At 36.0% G+C, this 20,993-nt stretch carries 20 protein-coding genes; 4 read left to right on the forward strand and 16 right to left on the reverse strand.

Annotated features, from left to right (window positions below; all coding sequences use genetic code 11):
- The first annotated feature begins 266 nt into the window (after positions 1 to 266).
- The gene (locus ACRRQV_RS14695) at positions 267 to 1,796 is read left to right on the forward strand and encodes a hypothetical protein (protein WP_432532181.1); all 1,530 of its coding nucleotides are present in this window, start codon (positions 267 to 269) and stop codon (positions 1,794 to 1,796) included.
- A 107-nt stretch (positions 1,797 to 1,903) separates the two neighbouring features.
- On the opposite strand, the gene ACRRQV_RS14700 is transcribed toward ACRRQV_RS14695, so the two are convergent.
- The 5 genes from ACRRQV_RS14700 to ACRRQV_RS14720 all read right to left on the reverse strand — a co-directional run bounded on the left by ACRRQV_RS14700 (position 1,904) and on the right by ACRRQV_RS14720 (position 6,287).
- Entirely contained in the window at positions 1,904 to 2,056 is a 153-nt protein-coding gene (locus ACRRQV_RS14700) for a hypothetical protein (RefSeq protein ID WP_432532183.1), read from the reverse strand.
- Positions 2,057 to 2,129: 73 nt separating this feature from the next.
- On the reverse strand, positions 2,130 to 2,846 hold the full coding sequence (locus ACRRQV_RS14705; RefSeq protein WP_432532185.1) for a vWA domain-containing protein: 717 nt from the start codon (positions 2,844 to 2,846) through the stop codon (positions 2,130 to 2,132).
- 320 nt (positions 2,847 to 3,166) lie between these two features.
- Positions 3,167 to 3,778: a class I SAM-dependent methyltransferase gene (locus tag ACRRQV_RS14710; RefSeq protein WP_432532187.1), complete on the reverse strand. Its 612-nt coding sequence runs from the start codon at positions 3,776 to 3,778 to the stop codon at positions 3,167 to 3,169.
- Between the two features lie 306 nt (positions 3,779 to 4,084).
- Positions 4,085 to 4,540 (reverse strand): hypothetical protein, encoded by a 456-nt coding sequence (locus ACRRQV_RS14715; RefSeq protein ID WP_432532189.1) that lies wholly within the window; start codon positions 4,538 to 4,540, stop codon positions 4,085 to 4,087.
- Between the two features lie 97 nt (positions 4,541 to 4,637).
- Entirely contained in the window at positions 4,638 to 6,287 is a 1,650-nt protein-coding gene (locus ACRRQV_RS14720; RefSeq protein ID WP_432532191.1) for an SWIM zinc finger family protein, read from the reverse strand.
- A gap of 374 nt (positions 6,288 to 6,661) precedes the next feature.
- Here ACRRQV_RS14720 and ACRRQV_RS14725 point away from each other — a divergent pair, with 374 nt between their 5' ends.
- Entirely contained in the window at positions 6,662 to 6,865 is a 204-nt protein-coding gene (locus ACRRQV_RS14725) for a hypothetical protein (RefSeq protein ID WP_432532193.1), read from the forward strand.
- A gap of 181 nt (positions 6,866 to 7,046) precedes the next feature.
- Here ACRRQV_RS14725 and ACRRQV_RS14730 read toward each other — a convergent pair whose 3' ends face one another.
- Complete coding sequence (locus ACRRQV_RS14730) at positions 7,047 to 7,346, reverse strand: hypothetical protein (RefSeq protein WP_432532195.1); 300 nt, start codon at positions 7,344 to 7,346, stop codon at positions 7,047 to 7,049.
- A 129-nt stretch (positions 7,347 to 7,475) separates the two neighbouring features.
- Positions 7,476 to 7,763 carry a hypothetical protein gene (locus ACRRQV_RS14735; RefSeq protein WP_432532197.1) on the reverse strand — a complete coding sequence of 96 codons (288 nt, stop codon included), beginning with the start codon at positions 7,761 to 7,763 and terminating at the stop codon, positions 7,476 to 7,478.
- A 452-nt stretch (positions 7,764 to 8,215) separates the two neighbouring features.
- On the opposite strand from ACRRQV_RS14735, the gene ACRRQV_RS14740 reads away from it, so the two are divergent.
- Complete coding sequence (locus ACRRQV_RS14740; protein ID WP_432532199.1) at positions 8,216 to 8,932, forward strand: hypothetical protein; 717 nt, start codon at positions 8,216 to 8,218, stop codon at positions 8,930 to 8,932.
- A gap of 323 nt (positions 8,933 to 9,255) precedes the next feature.
- Here ACRRQV_RS14740 and ACRRQV_RS14745 read toward each other — a convergent pair whose 3' ends face one another.
- The 8 genes from ACRRQV_RS14745 to ACRRQV_RS14780 form a co-directional block, all read right to left on the reverse strand.
- Positions 9,256 to 9,396 (reverse strand): hypothetical protein, encoded by a 141-nt coding sequence (locus tag ACRRQV_RS14745; protein WP_432532203.1) that lies wholly within the window; start codon positions 9,394 to 9,396, stop codon positions 9,256 to 9,258.
- Entirely contained in the window at positions 9,393 to 9,860 is a 468-nt protein-coding gene (locus ACRRQV_RS14750) for an alpha/beta hydrolase (protein ID WP_432532205.1), read from the reverse strand. The genes ACRRQV_RS14745 and ACRRQV_RS14750 overlap by 4 nt, the downstream gene beginning before the upstream one ends.
- 17 nt (positions 9,861 to 9,877) lie before the next feature.
- The gene (locus tag ACRRQV_RS14755) at positions 9,878 to 10,243 is read right to left on the reverse strand and encodes a hypothetical protein (RefSeq protein ID WP_432532207.1); all 366 of its coding nucleotides are present in this window, start codon (positions 10,241 to 10,243) and stop codon (positions 9,878 to 9,880) included.
- Positions 10,244 to 10,800: 557 nt separating this feature from the next.
- Entirely contained in the window at positions 10,801 to 13,365 is a 2,565-nt protein-coding gene (locus ACRRQV_RS14760; protein ID WP_432532209.1) for a helicase C-terminal domain-containing protein, read from the reverse strand.
- Between the two features lie 1,238 nt (positions 13,366 to 14,603).
- On the reverse strand, positions 14,604 to 16,358 hold the full coding sequence (locus ACRRQV_RS14765; RefSeq protein ID WP_432532211.1) for a hypothetical protein: 1,755 nt from the start codon (positions 16,356 to 16,358) through the stop codon (positions 14,604 to 14,606).
- Positions 16,351 to 16,779, reverse strand: coding sequence for a hypothetical protein (locus ACRRQV_RS14770; RefSeq protein WP_432532213.1), 429 nt, complete (start codon positions 16,777 to 16,779; stop codon positions 16,351 to 16,353). Before ACRRQV_RS14770 ends, ACRRQV_RS14765 begins: the two co-directional genes overlap by 8 nt.
- Positions 16,776 to 17,945, reverse strand: coding sequence for a hypothetical protein (locus ACRRQV_RS14775; RefSeq protein ID WP_432532215.1), 1,170 nt, complete (start codon positions 17,943 to 17,945; stop codon positions 16,776 to 16,778). Before ACRRQV_RS14775 ends, ACRRQV_RS14770 begins: the two co-directional genes overlap by 4 nt.
- A gap of 75 nt (positions 17,946 to 18,020) precedes the next feature.
- A complete protein-coding gene (locus ACRRQV_RS14780) occupies positions 18,021 to 19,640 on the reverse strand; it encodes a DUF2075 domain-containing protein (RefSeq protein WP_432532217.1) in 1,620 nt (539 codons plus the stop codon).
- A gap of 357 nt (positions 19,641 to 19,997) precedes the next feature.
- Between ACRRQV_RS14780 and ACRRQV_RS14785 the strand changes: the two genes are divergently transcribed.
- Positions 19,998 to 20,363 (forward strand): PH domain-containing protein, encoded by a 366-nt coding sequence (locus tag ACRRQV_RS14785; RefSeq protein ID WP_432532219.1) that lies wholly within the window; start codon positions 19,998 to 20,000, stop codon positions 20,361 to 20,363.
- Here the strand turns inward: ACRRQV_RS14785 and ACRRQV_RS14790 are convergent.
- Positions 20,293 to 20,889: a hypothetical protein gene (locus tag ACRRQV_RS14790; RefSeq protein WP_432532221.1), complete on the reverse strand. Its 597-nt coding sequence runs from the start codon at positions 20,887 to 20,889 to the stop codon at positions 20,293 to 20,295. The two genes, ACRRQV_RS14785 and ACRRQV_RS14790, sit on opposite strands and share 71 nt — an antisense overlap.
- Positions 20,890 to 20,993 lie beyond the last annotated feature (104 nt).

The raw sequence follows: 20,993 nt of genomic DNA on the forward strand, positions 1-20,993 counted from the left end.
CCTCCCATTATCATGAAAATTAAACAAAACAAGATAGAGGCGATTTATTAAAATACTCAAAAAAATTGATAGATTCCAGCACATTTAGATGTTAATATATAGAAAACTTAACAGAAATTCTTTAATACTGCTACTCATCATCAGCAGGTTTACAGAAGTTACCCATGGCGAAAAAATGGACCAGAGCGATGTTTAACGAACTCCTTTCCTTTTGATCCGGCGGTTATTTAGTTTGAATCAATTTCAAAAGGAAAGTGGAGAATGACATGAAGTTTCTGGCAAAAGCACTAATTTTACTCCTTATATTTATTGGACTGAGCATCGGCAGTTATTGGCTTATATTTAGCCAAGGCCTGGCAGCAGGAATTGGGATTGCTTTTGTGCTGCTGCTCCTTTGCTTAGCAATACTTGCTTTTAGCCTCTATGGCATCGAAATTGGGCAGCTCAAGAAAATCTGGTTGATCAGCCGGATGGAAGTCGCGAGTCTTCTAATCTTGACCGTTTACCTCAGTTCGGCAATCGGCTTGTTTGCTATTGCCAATACATTTTTGGAAACCAAAGAAAACTCAGGAAATTTCACAGCTGCTGAAAAAACCCAAACACTGGCTTCTTCACTTTGGAGCAGCAATACGAATAACACGGCAGGCACGTTGGAGAAAAATGGCGTAACTTATTCGTACACTGCTTCGACGAAAGATGAAATCGATAAGATTGATGAGCTTTTGGAACAGGAAAAAGGGCGGATTGCTGATTTTTTTGGCAATGAAACCACGAGCAACTTGACGATCGTCTTCCATGATGAGGTTGATACATTGGCAGAAGCGACCGGTTTTGATGAAGCACTGGGCTATTATGATTATCACACTCAGGAAATCCATCTGGTTCCTGATGATTATTCTTGGGACATTACCTTACTTCACGAATATAGCCACCACCAAAGTGATCTCTATTCCCGAAAGCATGGATTGGCTGATACCCGATTACCGGCTTGGTTTGAGGAAGGGATTGCTAATTACCTGGCTGGCGAAACGAGTGACTGGTATGAGTTGGAAGACGTTGAAATTATCGATTTCCATTTATTGGATCAATATTATCAATTCCCTGATACATTTACCCGGAATTTTGACCCTTATGCCCAAAGTTTTTTAGCGGTCGAATCGCTTGTTCGTTCATACGGAGAAGAGGTCCTGAAGACATTTCTGCCTGCAAAATTGCCAAGTGAATTCTATGATCTGCTGAAAGAAATAACAGGCATGACACTAAGCGATTTCCAGGCAACTTTCCTTGATGAGATGATTGAAGAAAACAAAACGGAACAAAACAAGTATGACACGGCTTATGAAGCGATGGAAAAAGGCAACTACGAAGAAGCCCAGAACCTCATTGATGAGCTCGCCATTTCTACATCAGAAGAGGATTTAGGTCACCTGGCATGGATGCAGACCGATCTTTATCTAATGCAAGGGCAATTTGATGAAGCGATAGACTTTATGGAGAACCAGCTTGAAAATGGTGATGCTGAAAACCGGATTGATGATTTGATGACTCTTGCGGAAATTTACGTGCTGATCGATCCCGAGAAATCATTGGAATTGATTCAACTAGCTGAGGAGGAATCATCGAAGGCGGAGGAATTGTACGATTTAGAGGCTTATCTTGAAGCCTATGAACTGATCAGTTCCTCTTCACCATACGAAGGATATATGCTTCTTTTGGATGAAGAGCTCGTCTACAATGAAACCATTATCAAGAAACTGACAGAGAAGGTAGAGAAAGAACTTCCGAAAGCCAGTTGATGCTTGTTAAAAAAGAGCTTTCGCATTCGCGGAAGCTCTTTTCATTTTATATGAAATCCTTTAAATTTTGATTAACTTCGGGAATATCTTATAAACGAATCCATAAGTTAACTCGTTCTGGCAATGTTCCAGTCCGTCGCCTGCTCAAACGCATAGGCATACTTGAGTAACGTTGGATCACTGAATGCCGGCCCCATGAACGTGATGCCGAACGGACCGTTTTCTTCTTCGAAACTATACGGCACGGTGATGACCGGCATTCCTTAAACGGAGCCCACACTGCCCCATCTTCCGCTGCTTTAGTGTTCGCTTCCCTAGCGGGGAATCTTGTCTTTACCGCAAAATCTCTTTTTCTTTCGCTTCCTTCAGCCACATTGGAAATTCATTCAGCAGCTGATCATACAATTCTTCATCCGATACTTGGCTGATGTCTTCGAGATGGAAGAAGTTCGCGTTGTCGACCACGCGCCCTGCCATCGTGTCGAGTTTCCGCAGTACATCAAAATTCGAGTCGCCAATTCCGACAAACTGCCAGAAAATCGGTTGATTTGATGATTCCACGATGAACTTCTTGATGCCCGGTTTGCAGCCGCCGTCATTGATGAAAACAAGAAACACCGGCTCATCGCCCGGCTCTTCTTTCGTATACTTGCGAATAACGTCTTCCATCACTTTCGGCTCGTCGTTTCGCCCGAATTTATGGACGCTCTCATTCGACAAGATGTTTTTTTCCACATAGCCCATGAATGTCGCTTCGGTTGCGCCCGGCAACCGGGAAAATTCGTTGTCGTAGATCCAGACATCCAGCTCGCCGTCATCATCGAACTGGCTCGCAACGGCCAGCACCCGCTCCACCACTTCCTGTACGACCCCTTCCTTATACAGCTTTCTCATGGAACCGGAAATATCAAGGACAACGCCGACTTTGGCATTGACACCGGTCAGTTTCTTCTTCTCCAGCACGATTGTAGCTGCTTTTTTCTTTAATTCAATGCCGCTTAAATCCGCTGTTTTTTCCGGCTTCTTAAAAATCTTATCGAATAAACCCACTATGTACGCCTCCTGTATTGTTGTTTTTTAAAGTATAACTGCTTGTCAATTGAAATGACAGCGTTTTCCTATAACTGTAAAGTATTAGAAATTAATAACAGAGGCGTACTTTTTATATTTCATTGCCTCCCCATTCCCTTCCCTGAACGCAAAGTGTATGTTCCCTATGTTGCATATACCCTATAAAATTTATACAGATGAATAAAAAAACACCCACTATGTTGATACAGCGGGTGTGACAATGTGGGGAATATAAATCGTCATGTGCTATTTAGAATCGTTTAGAATTATTTTTAACACAGGGTCGCGCCAATTAATTATTACAAAATTCCCCCAAGAGGTTTTGCCCATATCAAATAGATATTGCCCGCCATATACCGTTCTTCCTTCACAAGCTGCAGCTTAGAATTTTTTACAATTCCGCTAATATCTCGATTTGCATGGCAGCCTGCCATTTTCACTGCCAGTGGATCCAAAGATTTTTGCAGCCATCCCAAGGGTTTGTTGGAACTGATGCCATGTTCCAATAATAGGATTTTACCATCCGGCTTACACCATAGTTGAAAGTTGTTTAAAACTTTTACCGGATTTTGATAGGCACATAACGTTCCCGAGGAAACAATTGTGTCAAAAGTGTTTTCCTCAAACTCACTGGTTTCGACATCCGCCTGAATGAAAGTGGCTTTAAAAGGATATCCTCTTGCGGCAGCTTTTGCCTTTTTCAGCATTTCAGAACTAAAGTCCACTCCGGTCAATTCGATATTTTCCTTGTACAAAGGGAAATTAAGCCCTACACCAATGCCCACTTCCAGAACCTTGCCTCCAGCCTCCCCGAAAATTCGCTGGCGGTACTTATACGTGCTGTCGTCTTCCCGCCGTCTGTTGTATTTGGCCGCTTGTTTATCGAACTTCTTAATCAAGGTATTGTGCATTGTACCTGCCTCTTCCCTATTGAAAGTTCTGTGATTGGTACTTCTTGTTTACCCAAAAAACAGGAGTTCTTCGAGTAGTTGTCTATCTTTTTTAAAAAACTGTTGGGTTCTTTTTGACAGTACTATATCGATGAATAAAATAAAAAACACGCCCGCAAAGTTGTTGCAACGGGCGTGCCATATATCCACAAGTATTTCGTTTCTGTGTTCCATTCAATGATGACTATTTATGTTAAGACATAAAAAATATATGAAGAATCATTTTCGTCTATTTTCTTAACGTGAGTCGATTTTCAACTTCATTACTCATTTATGAACTCCGGTTATCTGCTGCATTAATTCAATCCAGTCTTCCCTTTTAAAATCATAATAGTCTAACTCTGTTTTCCGTAGAACCAGGTGGAGGCTGTCAAACTTCTCATCAGAGCGGAATCTCCACCAGCTTTTCACAGTAGATGCCTTAGGACCGGGCGGATAATAAGTCAAAGTCTCCTCGGGATCGATGATTTTTTCCAACTCCTCAAGTTCTAAGAAATCATGCGGAAAATCGATGTAAAGGCCAAGCGCTGCTTTGTGAGGGCGAATATAGCCAATTTTATACGTTGATTCCGCACCGCTCTTTTCGAGTGAGCCGCTCCAAGGAACTGGGTTATGACTGGCTATTAAATACCGGCCGTCTGCATTCTTTTCAATTTTACAATCAGGGAGACTTTCGAACACTTCAAGCATCTCGTTCAATTGTTCTTCTACTAATTTGTTCATTATGCCACCTCTTTACATTTACCTGCTTTTTCTATTCCTACTTATGATACTACTATTCTGTAGAATTGTTTCTTTCTGTGGGTCACTATCTTTTACTCTACTCGATCTTCCCCAACTCATCCAACAGTGCGGTCCGTTTCGGATACATAAACTTCAGCTCTTCAATCAGTACGGCGGCAGGCTCAGCTCCGAGCGCTTGCTTGTAATCTTTGATTTTTTGACAGGCAGTCCAGTACGCCTTGCGGTTGGAAGCCCGTTCGATCTCGCGGTAAATATAGTTTGTATAGATTTCGTTCACTTCATGCGGATAATCAGCCACCAGATGCGGATGCAGCTGTTCGATTGCAGAGATATTGGCCCGGCAATAGTCCAGCAGCTCTTCGAATCTCTTTTCATCAATCAGAATCTTGAGATACAAAGGCAGCCTCCTTGGATTGTTTTTCATTTCCGCAAGAAGCGCTTCCAATATCTCTGGCCATTGCTCCACATCCACGAAACTTTTCAGCTTGAAGTAATATTCTTCCTCCCCGTTCAGCGCAAACTCAAAGCTGAGGTCGATCATTTCGGCAATGTTGACCATTCCTTCGTAAGCTGCAAAACGCAGCTCCTTCCAGTCGCGCAGGAGTCCTGGTAGGTTCGCATCCAGCCCTTCCGATTCGGCGCACAACTCGATCACCCGCTCAAACTCACCGGCATCCAGCGCCTGCAGGGTCTGTGCTTTACGGATTGCCGGAAAGTGTCGGTACTTCGCGTAAAACGCTTCAACCAATTCCTGCTTCCCTTGTTGCAATAGCTTCAGCTGATACATATGGAACCGCTCTTCTGTGTACGCGTATGTTTTGCTTTGCATCTCGTCACTGGCAATCAAATCAGCGATGTAATTATAGAACTTCTCGGTGAAATCGCCTCTTTCATTCCATTGCAGCACCGCTTCCACCAAATAACTCGCTGCATCTGTGATGTCCTGTTCCAGCGCGAAAAGGATATGCGGATAAAGCAGGACAAGCATATTGTCGACTGTCGCTTCATCCAGTTCTTTCGGCCACTGCGCCAGCGTTTCGCTGATTTCCTCCAGGCTTTCGTAGATCTCTCCACTAATGTCGCCAGAGGAATCATCCGCTATTTGCAGCATTCCGGTACATTCCTCGATGATAATCAAACTGAGGCGAATAATCTTCTCAGCGTCCTGCTGCGATTTCAATCCCTCGATATACTTTAAGACTTCCCAAACCCCTTCGAGTGCCTGGTCCGTCCGGTCCCATTCGATATATCCCATGCGGCTGGCGCGATTTGACGACTTCCGGATAATCCGGCGCGCCATGTTTTCATCCATGCCGCTCAAATCTGCGAACTTCTCTGTCAAATAGAGGTGAACGGTTGGCTGCTTCTCCACCAGCTCCTCCAGAATTTCCAGCAGCTCCGCTTTTTTCAGCGTCTTTAATTGCGTCAGCACATCTATAGCCGGCGAACGGTTTCCTTCCTTATATTCACGAATCGCCAGGCACACCGCCACTTCATGCTTGCACAGCGAATCCGGTTCGAACGGGCAGGTGCAATAAGACTCCGCAATCGTTCCATCTTTCGTCAAATTGATTGCCACCCCGTAATCCTTCGTACCCGCCACAACCGCATAAAAGCGATTCGGTGCGTCTTCCTTCAGACCCTCAACAAAACCCTGCTCAAAATAATCAAGGCCCCGCTTATAAAGTTTTGCCGGCACGGATGTTTTCAGGTTGTTTAAGTTCATGAGAATTCCCCCTGGGTTGATTATAACCTGTGGGGTATTGGGGTTGAATAGGGAGTTCTTTTTAGGAGTACGGTAGTTTTGATCGCGATGATAACTCGACTCCTATTGCCGAGTACATTATCCCCAGTAGTTCTCAATCGTTCCCTTTATCGCGCGCAACTATGAATATTTAACTTTACACTTATAAATATAAAAGCCCTATTCGGTAACCCTTGAGGGCATTGGATACGGCTTCTTCTAGATGTAATTGTAGTTAATAAACTGAGTTAGTTTTGAAACAGGGAGACAATTTTCACAAAAATTAAATTGCGTTGTTACTCAATTTTCAGTAGAGAAATACATGTGATAAAATATTCAGTAAAGGAGGTGTAAATATGGCGTATAAGATATTTATGAAAAATAAATTTGATGGAAGTCTTGAAGAGGCTGATGATGAAAAATATTACAGTAAAGAAGATGCTGAAGTCGCTTTAGACGAAGCAATTAACAATTTTATGACAGGAGCAGAAGTACTTGAACTGTCCGGAGATAGCCATGAAGATTCAAATGATTATGAATTCATGATAAAGGAAATTTAACGTTAGGTAATGAACTAAACCCCAAATGGGGTCACTTTTTAAAGTGTCTACCATTTGGGGTTCAGTTTACTAGCGGGTGTGGCAATGTATAGTGAATAAATTGTGATGTACTTTCAGCATCATTTGGAATTTATTTACACTGGGTGGCAATTTTTTTAAATAAGGAGCTTTTGAATAGTTATTACTTTGTATTTGTTAATTCTAATAAATTTCCACTAATATTCGAATAGTCCGGCTTAATATTCAGCAAACTATAAACCTCAGCAGCAAATTCATAAGCTGTTGTTAGCGCCCACTTAGTACTCCCATATCCTAAACATTTGTCTGGATAGAATGGGTTACTTGTGTATTCAAAAAACTTACTTGGCTTTATTCTATCCCGCAATTCATCTTGAAACTTCTGTGGAGAGACCTGGATGTCATCTATTTCAGATTCTGTAGTATTCCATTCTGGTTTATAATGTGTAAGATCGTTTTTCAATCGAATTAGCAAATTTATACTTATAAACAGTTCACTATTTTTTTTAACTGTTCCCTTTTCACATAGTTTCAATAGTTGAAGATACTTTTGGATAATCGATAAACTTCTATTCGATTTGTTTTTATTCCACTAGCTAATTATATCTTGCTTGCTCTCTTCAGAAAGGCTAGTATAATCATCAGGTTTTTCAACAATTTTCTCAAATAATTCATTTATGTTTCCTTCAAGAAATGCAACTGAAGCCAAAATAGCACCTAATGCATATGGTTTAACAAGTTCTTGGGTTGGTTGACTTTTTTCTAAGATGAACTTTCCCTCTAATTCCCTACTCAATCTCGTTATTTCATTAGCTAATCTTAAATGAGAAAATGACAAGCTATGCCAAAAGCTTATTGCAACCGAGTCTACAACCTTCATAAAGCGTCCCCCTTTAAATGATTCCTATATATTTTATTACAAAGAATTTATAAAACTAGTTTTCAGTTAACTTTGCTTTTCAGGATATCACTTCCCAGGGAGCTACACAATTCCCACACAATTTATATCGAAAAAACTGCAACGAAATGTTGATGTGATTGGTTTGGTTATTTAAAAAGTACAAAATGAAGTTGTTTAGCATAATCGTTTAAAATTATTTCTTTCCCAAGAAAGCAAGATTAACAAAATCGATTTTGCCTCAGTGAAAAATTTGGCTTTTAACAATTATTACTATCGTGTTTTCTTATAATTACAAAAACATAGGATTGCATTTGTTCCTCCTCTATATAATGGAGATTAGATTGAATACGGCATCGACATATGTCAAAATACATAATAAAAAGATTTTATCATTTTGTGTTTAATATATATATCATCAGGAGGTGAACTACATGTCTATTAATTCGAATAGGAACGAAGCAAGGTATCGAAAAGCAGAAATTCAATATTCAAAAATAGCATTATTTATATCAATTATTTCATTATTAAGTTCATTCATTACTATTGGCTATACAATATATACGGATAATGAAAGAGCTAGAGAAAATATATATTTCGCAGTAAATTCAAACTTACAAGAGGGTAATTTTGATACTACTTTAATCCCTGCAAGACTTCCAGACTTTGAATATGACGGAGACATACTGGGGGTTGTACCTGTAAATTACGAAATTATCCTTGCAAACAATGGAGAAAATACTGTTTCAATTATTTCATATGACCTTTGGCAAATAGATAACCAAGTACCTATTCAGTTTTCGCACTTAAAAAATGGTATATATGAAAAGAATGACTTGTTAGAATTTCCATTAACCATAGAATCAGGAAAAAGTAGAAAAATAACAATAAAAGTAGGAATTCAGGTTAAAGATTTTGTTTTCAAGATATTAGAAGAGGAGTTCGGAGAAGGTAAGCCTATTAATTTTAATACTTTAGAAACAACTCTACTAAGCCAAAATACTGACTTATTTGGTAATAAGGTTGTTAAAAATAACAATAATATATATTCAACTGACTTAACTAATGAAAAAATATATAAACTTAGCTTTACAACTTCTAAAGGGAAAACTTTTGAAAAGTATTTTAATACCCATACAATTGAGTACTAAAAGTAAATATTTGAAATTAATTAAAGACGATCGCTCTTTCAGGGTGATCGTTTCGTCGGATTTGACGTATATAGATAGTGTTGCAATAAGCAGTTGTATTTAAATGACGTGACCAAGATATAATTTTTCATAAAAAAGCCACGAATCCCTTCGCAGTTCTATATTCTTATTCCCTATCCTATTTCATTCCAAATACCCAACAATCCTCTCCATCACCCCATCCATCAGCGGTAAATCCGGATTATTGCTGTATGCCGCCTCATTTTTGCTTTCATCCGCACAGTCTTCAGCACATGATTCATATCGTCAATTATCAGCAGTTCTTATTCTGGATGTGCCGCGTGTAAACTTTCCGCATCGGATGCTGGCACTTCCGAATCAGCTGTGCCACTAATAACCAGGACTGGAATCTCAAGAAGTGCCACCACTTCTTGCTGCGGATCATACGCCAGCCAGGAAATCATATATGGCTGGACTGAAGGACGAAAAACACTTTGCAATTGTGGGCTGACTGTTTTCCCTGCTCGCCTTCCTTCAACTGGTTGATAATTCCACGGGCTTCCTCCAACAGATTCTCCTGAAGCAGTACAGCCAGCTGCTCCATCAGTACTTCATCAATAGGGCGTCCCGCTCCCGAAATGGAGATAAACGAATCGGCTGAAGCTCTCTCTGCTGCTACCATGCCGATCAGCGAACCTTCGCTGTGTCCGATGATCCCGACTTCCGTAAATGAGTCATCCGATTTCAAATGCTCCACCCAGGCAATCGAATCATCAATATAATCATCAAAACGGAGATCCGCTTCACTGCCGCTCAGTGCCTGGTTCATCCCAACACCGCGCTTATCATAGCGGATACTTGCAATGCCATTTGCCGCCAATTCTTCTGCCTTCATTTTCAAACTGTCGTTTTTGCTGGGAATCATCATTGAGTTGCCATTGCAATCTATCGGTCTGAACCGGCTAAAATCAGCATTGTCGGAAACGGCCCTTCCCATTCAGGCATTTCGACTTCAGCTTTCATCGTTCCTCCTGCAACTTCAAGTTCAATCAAATCTTCTTCGTCAACTGTTTCTTCAGCTGTAACCTGCGTTAATTCGAAAGGAAAGGTCTGGCCCTGCTTTGTAAAATTACCGGAAATTTTTCCGTCTTCAAGTTTCCCGGCGAAAACAAGCCTTTGTTCCTGAAGATTTATCTCAAAAACTAAATCCCGATCATTAAACTCTACTGTCAAAAAGGGGAAATCGCTCAGCCCATGCAGCGGAATACTCAATGTGCCGTCATCTTCTCCAAACTCTACAATGATCAACAAGGGCTGTGAGTTGAACCTTCCCAACCCCCTGTAATTTCCTTCAGTGAACTTGCCTCCTCAATTGTTGCGGCTTTACTGTTTCTACTGGAGGCCACCAATAAAAGCAGCATCACGAGTAAACTTCCTATCCATATATTTTTCTTTAATACGTCTCCTCCTGCGTGTTTTCAATTCTTTCTATATCTTTTCTTTAATCGTAGCGGAGTTTGCTCGGGGGGGGGGGGGCTCGGGGGGCAAGGAAAGAACTGGTGATTAGAGAGTACTGTAAAACTTTATATGGCGATGGATATGTTAATAAAGAAAATTTTAAGTCTAAAAAAATAGAATTGTATTTCTCCTTTTTAGCAGTTTTCATATGTTCTCTGTCTCAAATAGAACAATGAATATTTAACTCTCAGATAAAAATATGAAAGCCGTATCTGATAACCCTAGAGGTTAACGGATACGGCATCTTATTCATGTAATTGTAATTATTAAATTGAATTAGGTTTTATACAGAAAGGCGATTTTACTATTCCATCTAACTTTAAATAAGTAAGTAGCGAGCTCAATAACGCTTAGGGTTTAATTACATCTTTTAATTCCGTCTCAGTAAATATTGATTTCAAATCTTCTACTGTAAGTTTTTCTTTAACAATAGATTTCCCAAGATATAATTTAGCTTCATCAAGAGAATCATGTTTAATTTTCAGTAAAGCAGTTCGTAATATATTACCGAACAAATTAGTTAACTCTAAAAATTCTTTAGGAGATTTAAGGAATATATCATCTGCTACATGTTCAGCATAATCATAGATATTGCTTTTTTCGCATAACATAACTGCCTTTATTTCTGCTTCGCTTCCTACTTTATAATTAGTAGTCACCCATCTTGAATGATATCCTGCTTGTCTCATGTCATCCAAAGATATAGGAGTGTTGGGGTCTTTAATATTCGTCTTCGCTTCAAAAACAAACCATTGATTATTTATACTCCACGTTCCATCTGGAGTGCCATTGCCAGTCGGTCTCGTAGTTTCAAAACCATAGAATTCTCCCACTTCTTTTAATGCTATTTCATATATGTCAGAATCCTTATTTTCTAACCCCTCTAGAATAGCTTTCCAATCCCTTTCAAACTTATTGTCTCTATCACCATAAGATAAAAGCTTATCAAGTATTTTTTCTAATTGCATTTCAACTGAAATATCGAAAAATTGATCATCACTAATTTGTGTATCAAATATTTCTCTATCAAGCCAGAGTTTATTACTTGAAGAACTTAAAGCCTTCTTCAAATATTTAATACTCTGATCAGTGTTTCCTTGTTGTTTTTTGACGCAGGCAATATTGTAATTCCACCATGCCCGATAACCTTTATATTCTTCTTGTCTACTAAGCTTTTCCAATACTTTACTTGCTTCGCTATTAGCTACTTCGAAATCCTTATTTATAAGCTTATTCTGAAATTCAATTTCAGGTGTTGCACACTCTCTTAAGATTGTACTTACTGTTTTCGTTTTTCTTTCTTCTTGTATTGCTTCAGTCTCGGATTTTAAATATTCTTCAACACTTTTCCAATCATCGTCTTGATCATAAAAACTTTGAAGTGATTTTTTCCATTCTTCTATATCTGTAATATTATCTATTTGTTCAAAACCGAAACTTAATTCAGCATCAACTTCTGGTGGCAATAATTTTCTAAACTCATTTTTAAAAAGATATTCTCCAACTCTACGACCAATAAACAGAACTGCAGAATAATCATTTTTATCTCTAGTACACCTCCCTAAACCTTGTATCACTCTTGTAGCGAGTCTATTTTGTAGAAGTTCCGATACTCGTAATCTAGATTGTAGGAATTGTTCAGTTACCCCAACTGCAATTGGTAAATCTACGAAAATTTGCAATCTACAGTCATCATCTTTGAGGTCAATCCCTTCATATCTTCCAGCTAATAATAAAATTCCCTTTTGACTAGCTTTAAAGACCTCAAGTGACTCTTCAACATCATGATTTAAAAAAATTTCATACTCTGGTAAATTTTCTTCCAGAAATTTTTTATCAGCCTCTAGTTGAGCGTGTGAAGGGAACAAGATTAGTACCCTTGGCTGCATTCTGATAGTTTGAATAATCACATTTGATAAATCTTCTCTTCCAAAATGATCTTCTGGAAATAAAATGAGTCTTTTTCCTGAGACTTTATTTGCTCCTTCTGTAAACTCCGATATCCTCTTTATTTCTGTTACTCCAAAGACCCTTTCAAGTTCTCCTTCCGCTCCGAGAGTAGCTGACATATATATTCGTTCTTGAGTATTACTAAAAGCATCATGAAGCCAGTTAGGGGATATGGACGGTTTGAAAACAATTTTTTTCGGTGTCATAAATATTTGGCAACCATATAAAAAATCTCTAATTTTAGACCAAGAGAAATACAGATTTGTTTGATCGGTTACAGAATCCATATATGCTCTTATATCATCAATTCTATCAATCCATAAAGGCTGCGGAATAAGATCAACACCATCGATAAGTGGATTATAAATTCCATGATCAATTTTATCCTGAAGTTGTTTCGGAATTGAATCCCTTAATATGGAATATAGTCCTTCGAAGATATTTTTATCTCTACGGTTATCAATATCTAAAGACCATAAATCATTGATAGAATATTCAGTAGCGTGAGCGTCATCAAATATTATTAAATTAGCATCTTTGAAAGCAGAATTGGTATTAAAGATATGCGAATACGTGGTCACAGCAATAGAAACTGAACGGGAATATTGTCTATAAGACTTTTCATCAAAGTCTTTTCTTTGATTAATCAATAAAACGGAATTTATACCATAGGATATTAAGAGGTCATTAGTTTGTGATGCAAGTTGCTTGGTTGCACAACAATATACAACTCTTTTATCTTTTGTAATTCGATTGTATTCCCCAATTAAACCCCCAACCAAAGTTTTACCTTGTCCGGCAGGCATTTCTATAGCGATATCTCTATGTTCATCGGATACCTTTTCGTATGTTTCCAAAGACTTCCCCTGCTCTAACCCTAACCTATCTACTTTTCCCAATTGATTAAAAAGTTCAACCGGACTTTTCGGTTTCACTTTAATTTTAGTCGGTATTTTGAATGCCATAATTACCTCTACTCCTTAAACACAATTTTCTTATTTTTCTAATGATAACATTTTTTTCTATTTTTAGAAATTAATTATAGGTAAAATCATTAAAGAAAAAATCCATTTTTAAATCAATATCCTAAGTTCCAAAAAATGTGCTACCATCTTCTATAATGTAAAAAATCATTCAAATGAGATATAAACGTTAATACAAAAGTTGACCACCTTTATCATGTTTCCAGCATTATTATGTTTGTCAAAAAAATAATATGTAGAAAAAAAGGAATGATAAAGATGGCTAATATTGAGCTTATCAGAAAACTTTATTATGTGAAAAAAAGGTGAATCTGACAGTTATCAAAAGACTTGGTGTATTCTCAACAGACGATTCGAAAAGAATTGGAGCAGAACGAGATTCCACACTATATTCAAATCGCACCCATAAAAAGGCTAGTAGTTGATGCAGTCAAACCCTTTACTCTTCAATGGATGTAGAAAGATCAAACAGCCCCTTTAAAGCAATGCTATTCAGCTGCACAAATCTATCACTATCTTGCGAACGAATACCATTTCACCTGTGATGAATAAACGATCCGCCATTTCGTTCGCTGAGTAAAATAGGAGTGAAATTTATTGTCCCGTCATTCTCAATTCCAGTTAAATTTCAAATTGTACTTTTTAAATTTTACACGCTATTAATAAAGAAAATTAACTTAGCTGCCCAGGGAACGACTCAATTCCAAACAATTAATATGGATGAATAAAAAGAAAAAACCACAACCGAAATGTTGATTCATTCGGTGTGGCCATGTATTAAGTATAAATGTAGTGTAGTGCCAAAATCGTTAATAATTAGTTCTTTCCCCGGGAAGCAACTTCTTACTCCTGTATTTCTAGTTCGAGTCATCAATATATTTCCGTAAGAACCTATGATAGAATCAGTTAGCTTTTCGATGTAACGCTCAAATTTACTTATTCTTTAAAAAACAATTCGTAATGCAGAAATATCTATCATAATTTGGTTCTAAAAAAGCTCTGAAATTGAAATTTAAAGTCCATAATTAACTTTTACGACCTCTTATAATTTTCACTTGTCATACAACTTCAAACCCATCTAATCTCAACTAAAATATGCACATTTAAAACACCTTCCAATAACCCTCAAGCTTCAGATCAATCTCTTCAATCTAGTCAATCTCTTAGTCTTATCTTTTGCTATAGTATATGCATTTCATCCAATAAATAATTCCAATTAATCATTTATTGGATGAACTTTCATGAAAGAAAGGATTGAAACCAGTTTTAAATTCATTCACAAGATTATCACTATGATTAGGCAGTATCGATAATTCCTTATAGTCTTTGTCATCAAATAAGAATATTTGTACATCTTCAAGATTTATGTTCTTATAAAATTTTTGTAAAATCGCGCCTATAGCTCTTCTATTCTTTGAATCAAAAGGCTTGGAAATGTGATCAATAATTAGTATTGGGATTAATGGATATTTTTTCTCTTTTATTAACATATCTAAAAATCCAAGATATCCGCAAAATTGAATTAGTGTATGACGGGCCATACTTCCAACATAATAATTTTCAAGCTGATTTTTTTCTTCAGATTCAGTATTAATTATTTTAGGTTGTAATAAGTTTCCTTTTTTATAATACTGAATATAAAAACCTTCTATTTCGGTATCATTTTTTATAATATCGGAGACGTCACTAGCAGACTTATATAGTGAAGTTATATAACTTGAAAGTTCATCAATTTTTTTCTCATCATTACTGTTTTGCAGTCTTTTTATTTCTTCTTTTAATCTTTTAACTTCTTTATGTTTAATCTTCAGGCCTTCTAAATCATAAGAAATTTCCAAATTTAAATATTCTTCCACAAGAGCCAAAAAACGAGACTTTTCAGAAATTTCATAAGTAGAAGTACGTAAATTATTTAATATAATTTCGTCTTTCACTTCTTGCCTTTGTTTTTTTAAATCTTTAACTGTATTATTTGTAATTACATGTTTATTAAAAGAAATTCTTCGATCTAAGTTTTTCACCATAGTTTGTATTGGCTCTATTAAATATTTATATTCATCATTTTCAATAATTAATCTCGATAACTCTTCAGTGATTTTTTTCCTATTTTCATTTTCAATCTCAAACTTTTTATTATCCTCAATTGTTGTTAAATAAACTTTAATTTGCTCAGTCAAGCTATTATATATTGATTCAAGTTCAGAAATTGTTTTTGGTTTTTTTCTTTTATTATCTAACTCTTCTAATAACTTAATTTTATTAATTTCACTAAGAATTTCCCTTTTATTTTTTCCATTGTAAGACAAATTAATATCAATTTTTTTTAAATTCAAGTTAATATTATTTTTCACAAATTCATATTTTTGTATAGAATTTTCTTCCATATTTATTTCACTTTGAACTTCTTTCAATTCTTTTTTCAACGTAAATATATCTTTTAGATTGTCATTAAAAATATAATTTAAAACTGAAGAGAGCTTTGTAGAGTATTGAATATTTTTACTTTTAGTAAAAAAATCGTTTAAATTCCCTAAAGTTTTTTCTCCCAAGAAATTAAATATTGTAAAAGTTCTGTAAGATAGATTTTCCTCGGAAAACTCTCTAATATTATTGAGAGCTAAAAAATCTATAGTAAAGACAGAATTAATTTTATCTTTGTAATCTGATAAATTTATACTCATACCCCAGTCTTCGTCTTTGTATCTGAAGTAGTTCACATCTTTATTAAGTGTTCTCTTTAATAAATAAGAAATTTCATTATACTCAAACTCCATGATTGCAAACTTTAATGAATCTTTGAACCAAGCTTTATTTTCAATACTTTGAGAAGAACCAAACATGTAATCAATGAAATTGTAGAATTCGGTTTTACCAGAACTATTCTTTCCTTTAAAATAATTTATTCCATTTTTAAAGTTATAACTGTATTCTTTGTCATTTTCTCCCGTCATACTAAGTCTATTTATTTTAAACATTTCTGACCAGCTCCTTTAAGAATTGTTCATCTGAGTACTTTTTACTTTCCATTATTGCAAGATTAATAAATGTCTTTTCCTGAATAAATAATTCGTTTGTTTCTATGTATATTAATTCTCCTTCGTGTTCAACTATTTTCTTATTCTTAATTAATAAGTGGATAGCACCTATAATGTACTTCGTATTGTCAATATAATCATCGAATAAGCCACTGAACATTGATAAAGATTTAAGTACCACATCATTTTTATTTGAATAATTGTAGACATTCGAATGCATATATTTATTTTTTTTAGTTAGATATGAAAAAGCCATTACTTTAAGAACGCTCAAATTTTTATTATTTTTTAATATTTCTAAAACAATATTACAATAAGTTCCCAATAAAATTATTTCCAATTCATGACTGTTTTTGTTCACGATTCATCCTCCCAAGAAATTTTTAAATCTATATCCGTATCGTCCCTAGTTAAATAAATACAAGAACCAAATCTCGTTTGATCTACTTGAACATAAGCATTATTCATTTTCTTAGTTTCTGATAACCTTTTAATAGGAAAATCTTTTTGTTCAACTTCTAATTCTTCTTTTACACTACAAAAATTGTCATAAGTAGTTCGTTCAATGTTATTGACTTGATTTAATTTGTTATCTTCCAAAAATCTATCTTTGATGTTTTCGTAGTATTGTTGATAGATTAAGTGTTCTTCCATTCTTTTTTGATTAAGATTACACTTTTCTAGCTGTAAGTATTCCCGAGAATTCAAGATTAAAGAATCCTTTAAATCTAATTGTCTAGTTTTTCTAAATGCCGTATAATCCGGTTCAAAAACTTTTTCGCTTATGCGTTCGCCGATTTCCTCAATTTTTTGGACCATTTGTTTATGTTTAATACTATAAGAATTACCAGCATAGATAGCTGACATAATTTCACCTTGGATGTATTGAATAAGTTCCTTTACTCTTAATTGATATATTAAATCACTTACACCTTCCTTCCTAAAAATCACATCAAATCCATTTATTATTTTTTCATTTAAACTTTTTTCTGAAATAAATTCATGCTTGCTGTAAATTTTATTAAATATCCGCTCAAACTCTTCGTACTTATTTTCAAATTGTAATTTTACTTTACTTATTAAAGCACTAGACTTCTTGCTTGATTTAACAACTAAATCAAATAATTCTTGACATGAAATATCAAATAATGTATTCGAATTTTTATATTTATCATCTGTGAACAAAATAAATTTTTCTATATTTCTTACTGCGGAGTATTCTAGCAAAATCCAATTGAATAATATTTTATTTCGTGTTGCATTGCTTACTGTGGTTCTTTTTACTTGGATGGCATGATAACATTCTACTTTATCTTGATAAAAGCTATTAAACAATTCAGATTTCGAATCTAAAAAACTAGAATCAATTTTATCTTTAAAAACAATATCTTCAAGTGTTTCAAACTCTACTTGCCCTCCAGTTTTCATTTTTGACATATAATATACAAAGACTCTTATTTGATATGCAAAACCACTCAAACTCCTGATTCCACTCTCATCAATTGGTATATGCTGTCCTTGATTCATTTTCTTTCCCCCTTAACTACTATAAAAACTTTAACAATACAAGTTAGTATAAATATTTTTTCAAAACTATATTTCCTATCTCTTTTGTAATTTTGAAAAGTGCTCCCTCAACCCCTCATCACTAGCAAAAACATAAAGCCCCTTTATCCCCCTCTTCATCAACACATTAATCGAATTCAATACGATCTGTTCTTTCGCTTTTTCAACATCCTCAATCCCTTCTTTTCCTCTGAAAGCTTCGGTGTCACTATATCTTTCAGTCCTAATCTTCAAGCAATCATTCTGCTCATCATAAGTTACGGACGGCCCCAATATCACGCCAACATAATTCAGATCGAAGCCTTGAATTGTATAGATGGATCCAGCTTCTTTGATTGTTTCCGGCTTTTCGGCCCATGTGTTTTTGGTGTCGGTTGAATTCCAAGGGATTTCGAGACTGTCTTCTCTAATGTAGTACTGCTCGCCGTCTTTCTTATGTTCATAATCGAATGTCGAAACCACTCTTGAGAGGCCGTGTTCTTTATTCTTTTCCACTATGGCATCATGCATTTCCTTGGCAGAATCAAATATTCGAAAATCATAGAGTTCATCTTTTGGTAACTTTAGAATTCGCTTCTCTACAAAATTATCGATCCAGTCAATTACATCATCTCCAGCATTCATGCGGAACTGTTCTCTTAAAACATAAGGCTCTTCTCTTTGATAGCCTGACACTATTTTCTTGAGCCGCTCCTTGTCCCAATAGCTTTTCAGTTTTAAGACCTGTTTTTCGTCGTAGACCACGATGACGACATTGCTGTGCTTAATGATTTCTTCCAATTGATTGTCTTCATTGAATCCATTGAATGCATCCGCTCTGCTCAGCAATAAATGCGCTTCGTCGACCAAGACAATGTCCGCTTTTTCTGCAGCTTTCTTTTGTTTATTAATAAAACTTGTGGGCTTGTCAAAGTTATTCTTTTTAAGAAACTTCACATTGGCAGCGATATTTTTGTAAGTCTTCAGCATTTCTGAATGATTGACGAGTAAATAATTCTTCGTTTGATGGAGATTCGAGTTTTTATCAGTCGCCAGTTCCTGGATGCTGTTGAACACGGAACTCAGGACCACACTCTTCCCAACACCGGCTTCACCCTTGACCATGAATACAAACGTTTCATCATCATTAATGTGTTCTTCGCATACTTCCAGGATCTTTGTCTTAAGCTCGAGTTGCGTCATCGTCAACTCTTTAAAAGGAGATAGTTTGAATATGTCCCTGTTTTCAATGACGTGAGCAGGGTTATTCACCATTTTCCTTTTCAATAATTCTTTCCATATTTCGTTAAAAATCTCTTTGTCATAAAGTTTTTTATTATGGTAGTTGTGGGTTACACTTTGCGCAGTCTGACTTTTATTCAGCAACTTGTAGCGATCATCACCCAAGAAATAATTGATAAGTTTGGTTTCGATATTGTATGTGGCTGAACGATGAAATTTTTTATGAATGATAAGAGTCATCTTTTCTAATTTCTTTCTCTCTTCATCTTTCAAGTGATCCTTCATCCGATTTTTAAAAGCCACAGTCTCTCCGATATATACCGTCGTATTGTTGTTCAAGAAATAAACCACTGGATAGTCAAAATAAGTATTGTTCTTAATTCTTTCCAACGTAGATTTATTAAAGTCCCAGGTTTTTAGTTCAGTTATCCCCATATGTAGTCAGCCTCTCTAGATGTAGCAAATTTAATTGCGATTACATGAGTTTCAAACGCTTACAATTTCATTTATTATGTTGCCTTAAAAACAAAGTGAGTATACTAATGTCTTAATATTAGCATTTTTTCACTATTAACTGTCTTCTTTTGGAAAAAATAATAAAGCGATTTAAAGTAAATTTGTTCCCTATCTATCCGTATTTATTAAAGCGATTTCCGAAAAACACTTCAATAGATTCTTTAGAAAAGATTTATTTGAACAAAGCACTCGGTATTACAATTCCGTAATTCTACTCTTCCGCATTATTCCAATATATGCCATACTGTAAGCAGAAACCAAAGGGGGATTTATTAAATGGCAAATTTAAACGCAATGATGGCATGGACGTTCACACAGGAAATCGATGTTCCGGATTCGGTCACCGACTTGCTGATTGCTGGAGAAGTGGCACAAATCGCGTATAAAACTATCCGGGACACGGCGGTAGTGACCAACAAACGCATCATCATTTCCGACAAACAAGGGTTGACTGGGAAGAAAGTCGAGATTTACTCGATTCCTTTTAAATCGATCATCATGTACTCTTCTGAAAATGGCGGAACGTTTGATTTTAATACCGAGTTGGAACTGTGGACAAAAGCCGGCACGTTTAAATTGAATTTGAATAAGAAAGTCGATATCCGCAAGCTTGATAAACTGATTGCGGAAGCGATTTTGTAATTTTATATGGCAGCTCCTTTTTCGATGAGGAACTGTTTTTTTTTATGTATATGATGTCCATTCGGTAGATGATATTTTGGTAACGCCAATTGCCATAATGCATTTGCAAATAGAAAAAGATTGGACCAGGTGAACCGGTCCAATCTTTTTTTGCTTCTATAAAGATGACTACAACAGTGAAGCTCCAACCTACCCGACATAGTGAAAAATGATTTGGTAGAAAGCGATCGCAAGCCCCAATACACTCGCCTTCATTTTTGAAGGATGGTTTCTGTCGCCGAAGAACAAGTATAAGAAAATCAGCACAAATCCCACTGGAAACCATAATTGAAAGTCGCTGTCTATTGTACTGCGCGAATAAATCGGCATTATGTAAGCACTTATCAAAAAAATAGAAAAACACCTTATAACGGTCTGTTTCTAATTCTTTGCTCCACTTTACTAGCAAGTAAATAATGACAATGGCCATAATCGTAATATGTAAGTTTGGAAATACAATCGCGCCGTTCCCAATTTCAAATTCCATTGAGGTTCTCCTGTCTTTTTTATGTAACTCTTTACAGAAATTGCTTCTTCAAATCTCTAAACTTGTCTCAGCAAAAGTTTTCTGTTCATTAAACTGAGTTTTAT

The sequence above is a fragment of the Planococcus sp. YIM B11945 genome, assembly GCF_050864155.1.
GTDB lineage: Bacteria > Bacillota > Bacilli > Bacillales_A > Planococcaceae > Planococcus.

Bases quoted from the DNA above. Each gene is read 5' to 3' on its own strand.
- ACRRQV_RS14720 (WP_432532191.1), bottom strand. From the start codon at position 6,287: ATGAACTTAAACAACCTGAAAACATCCGTGCCGGCAAAACTTTATAAG.
- ACRRQV_RS14785 (WP_432532219.1), top strand. From the start codon at position 19,998: ATGGCAAATTTAAACGCAATGATGGCATGGACGTTCACACAGGAAATC.
- ACRRQV_RS14735 (WP_432532197.1), bottom strand. From the start codon at position 7,763: ATGAAGGTTGTAGACTCGGTTGCAATAAGCTTTTGGCATAGCTTGTCA.
- ACRRQV_RS14780 (WP_432532217.1), bottom strand. From the start codon at position 19,640: ATGGGGATAACTGAACTAAAAACCTGGGACTTTAATAAATCTACGTTG.
- ACRRQV_RS14745 (WP_432532203.1), bottom strand. From the start codon at position 9,396: ATGATTTCCTGGCTGGCGTATGATCCGCAGCAAGAAGTGGTGGCACTT.
- ACRRQV_RS14740 (WP_432532199.1), top strand. From the start codon at position 8,216: ATGTCTATTAATTCGAATAGGAACGAAGCAAGGTATCGAAAAGCAGAA.
- ACRRQV_RS14715 (WP_432532189.1), bottom strand. From the start codon at position 4,540: ATGAACAAATTAGTAGAAGAACAATTGAACGAGATGCTTGAAGTGTTC.
- ACRRQV_RS14710 (WP_432532187.1), bottom strand. From the start codon at position 3,778: ATGCACAATACCTTGATTAAGAAGTTCGATAAACAAGCGGCCAAATAC.
- ACRRQV_RS14700 (WP_432532183.1), bottom strand. From the start codon at position 2,056: ATGCCGGTCATCACCGTGCCGTATAGTTTCGAAGAAGAAAACGGTCCG.
- ACRRQV_RS14760 (WP_432532209.1), bottom strand. From the start codon at position 13,365: ATGGCATTCAAAATACCGACTAAAATTAAAGTGAAACCGAAAAGTCCG.
- ACRRQV_RS14695 (WP_432532181.1), top strand. From the start codon at position 267: ATGAAGTTTCTGGCAAAAGCACTAATTTTACTCCTTATATTTATTGGA.
- ACRRQV_RS14775 (WP_432532215.1), bottom strand. From the start codon at position 17,945: ATGAATCAAGGACAGCATATACCAATTGATGAGAGTGGAATCAGGAGT.
- ACRRQV_RS14750 (WP_432532205.1), bottom strand. From the start codon at position 9,860: ATGATGATTCCCAGCAAAAACGACAGTTTGAAAATGAAGGCAGAAGAA.
- ACRRQV_RS14765 (WP_432532211.1), bottom strand. From the start codon at position 16,358: ATGTTTAAAATAAATAGACTTAGTATGACGGGAGAAAATGACAAAGAA.
- ACRRQV_RS14790 (WP_432532221.1), bottom strand. From the start codon at position 20,889: ATGGAATTTGAAATTGGGAACGGCGCGATTGTATTTCCAAACTTACAT.
- ACRRQV_RS14725 (WP_432532193.1), top strand. From the start codon at position 6,662: ATGGCGTATAAGATATTTATGAAAAATAAATTTGATGGAAGTCTTGAA.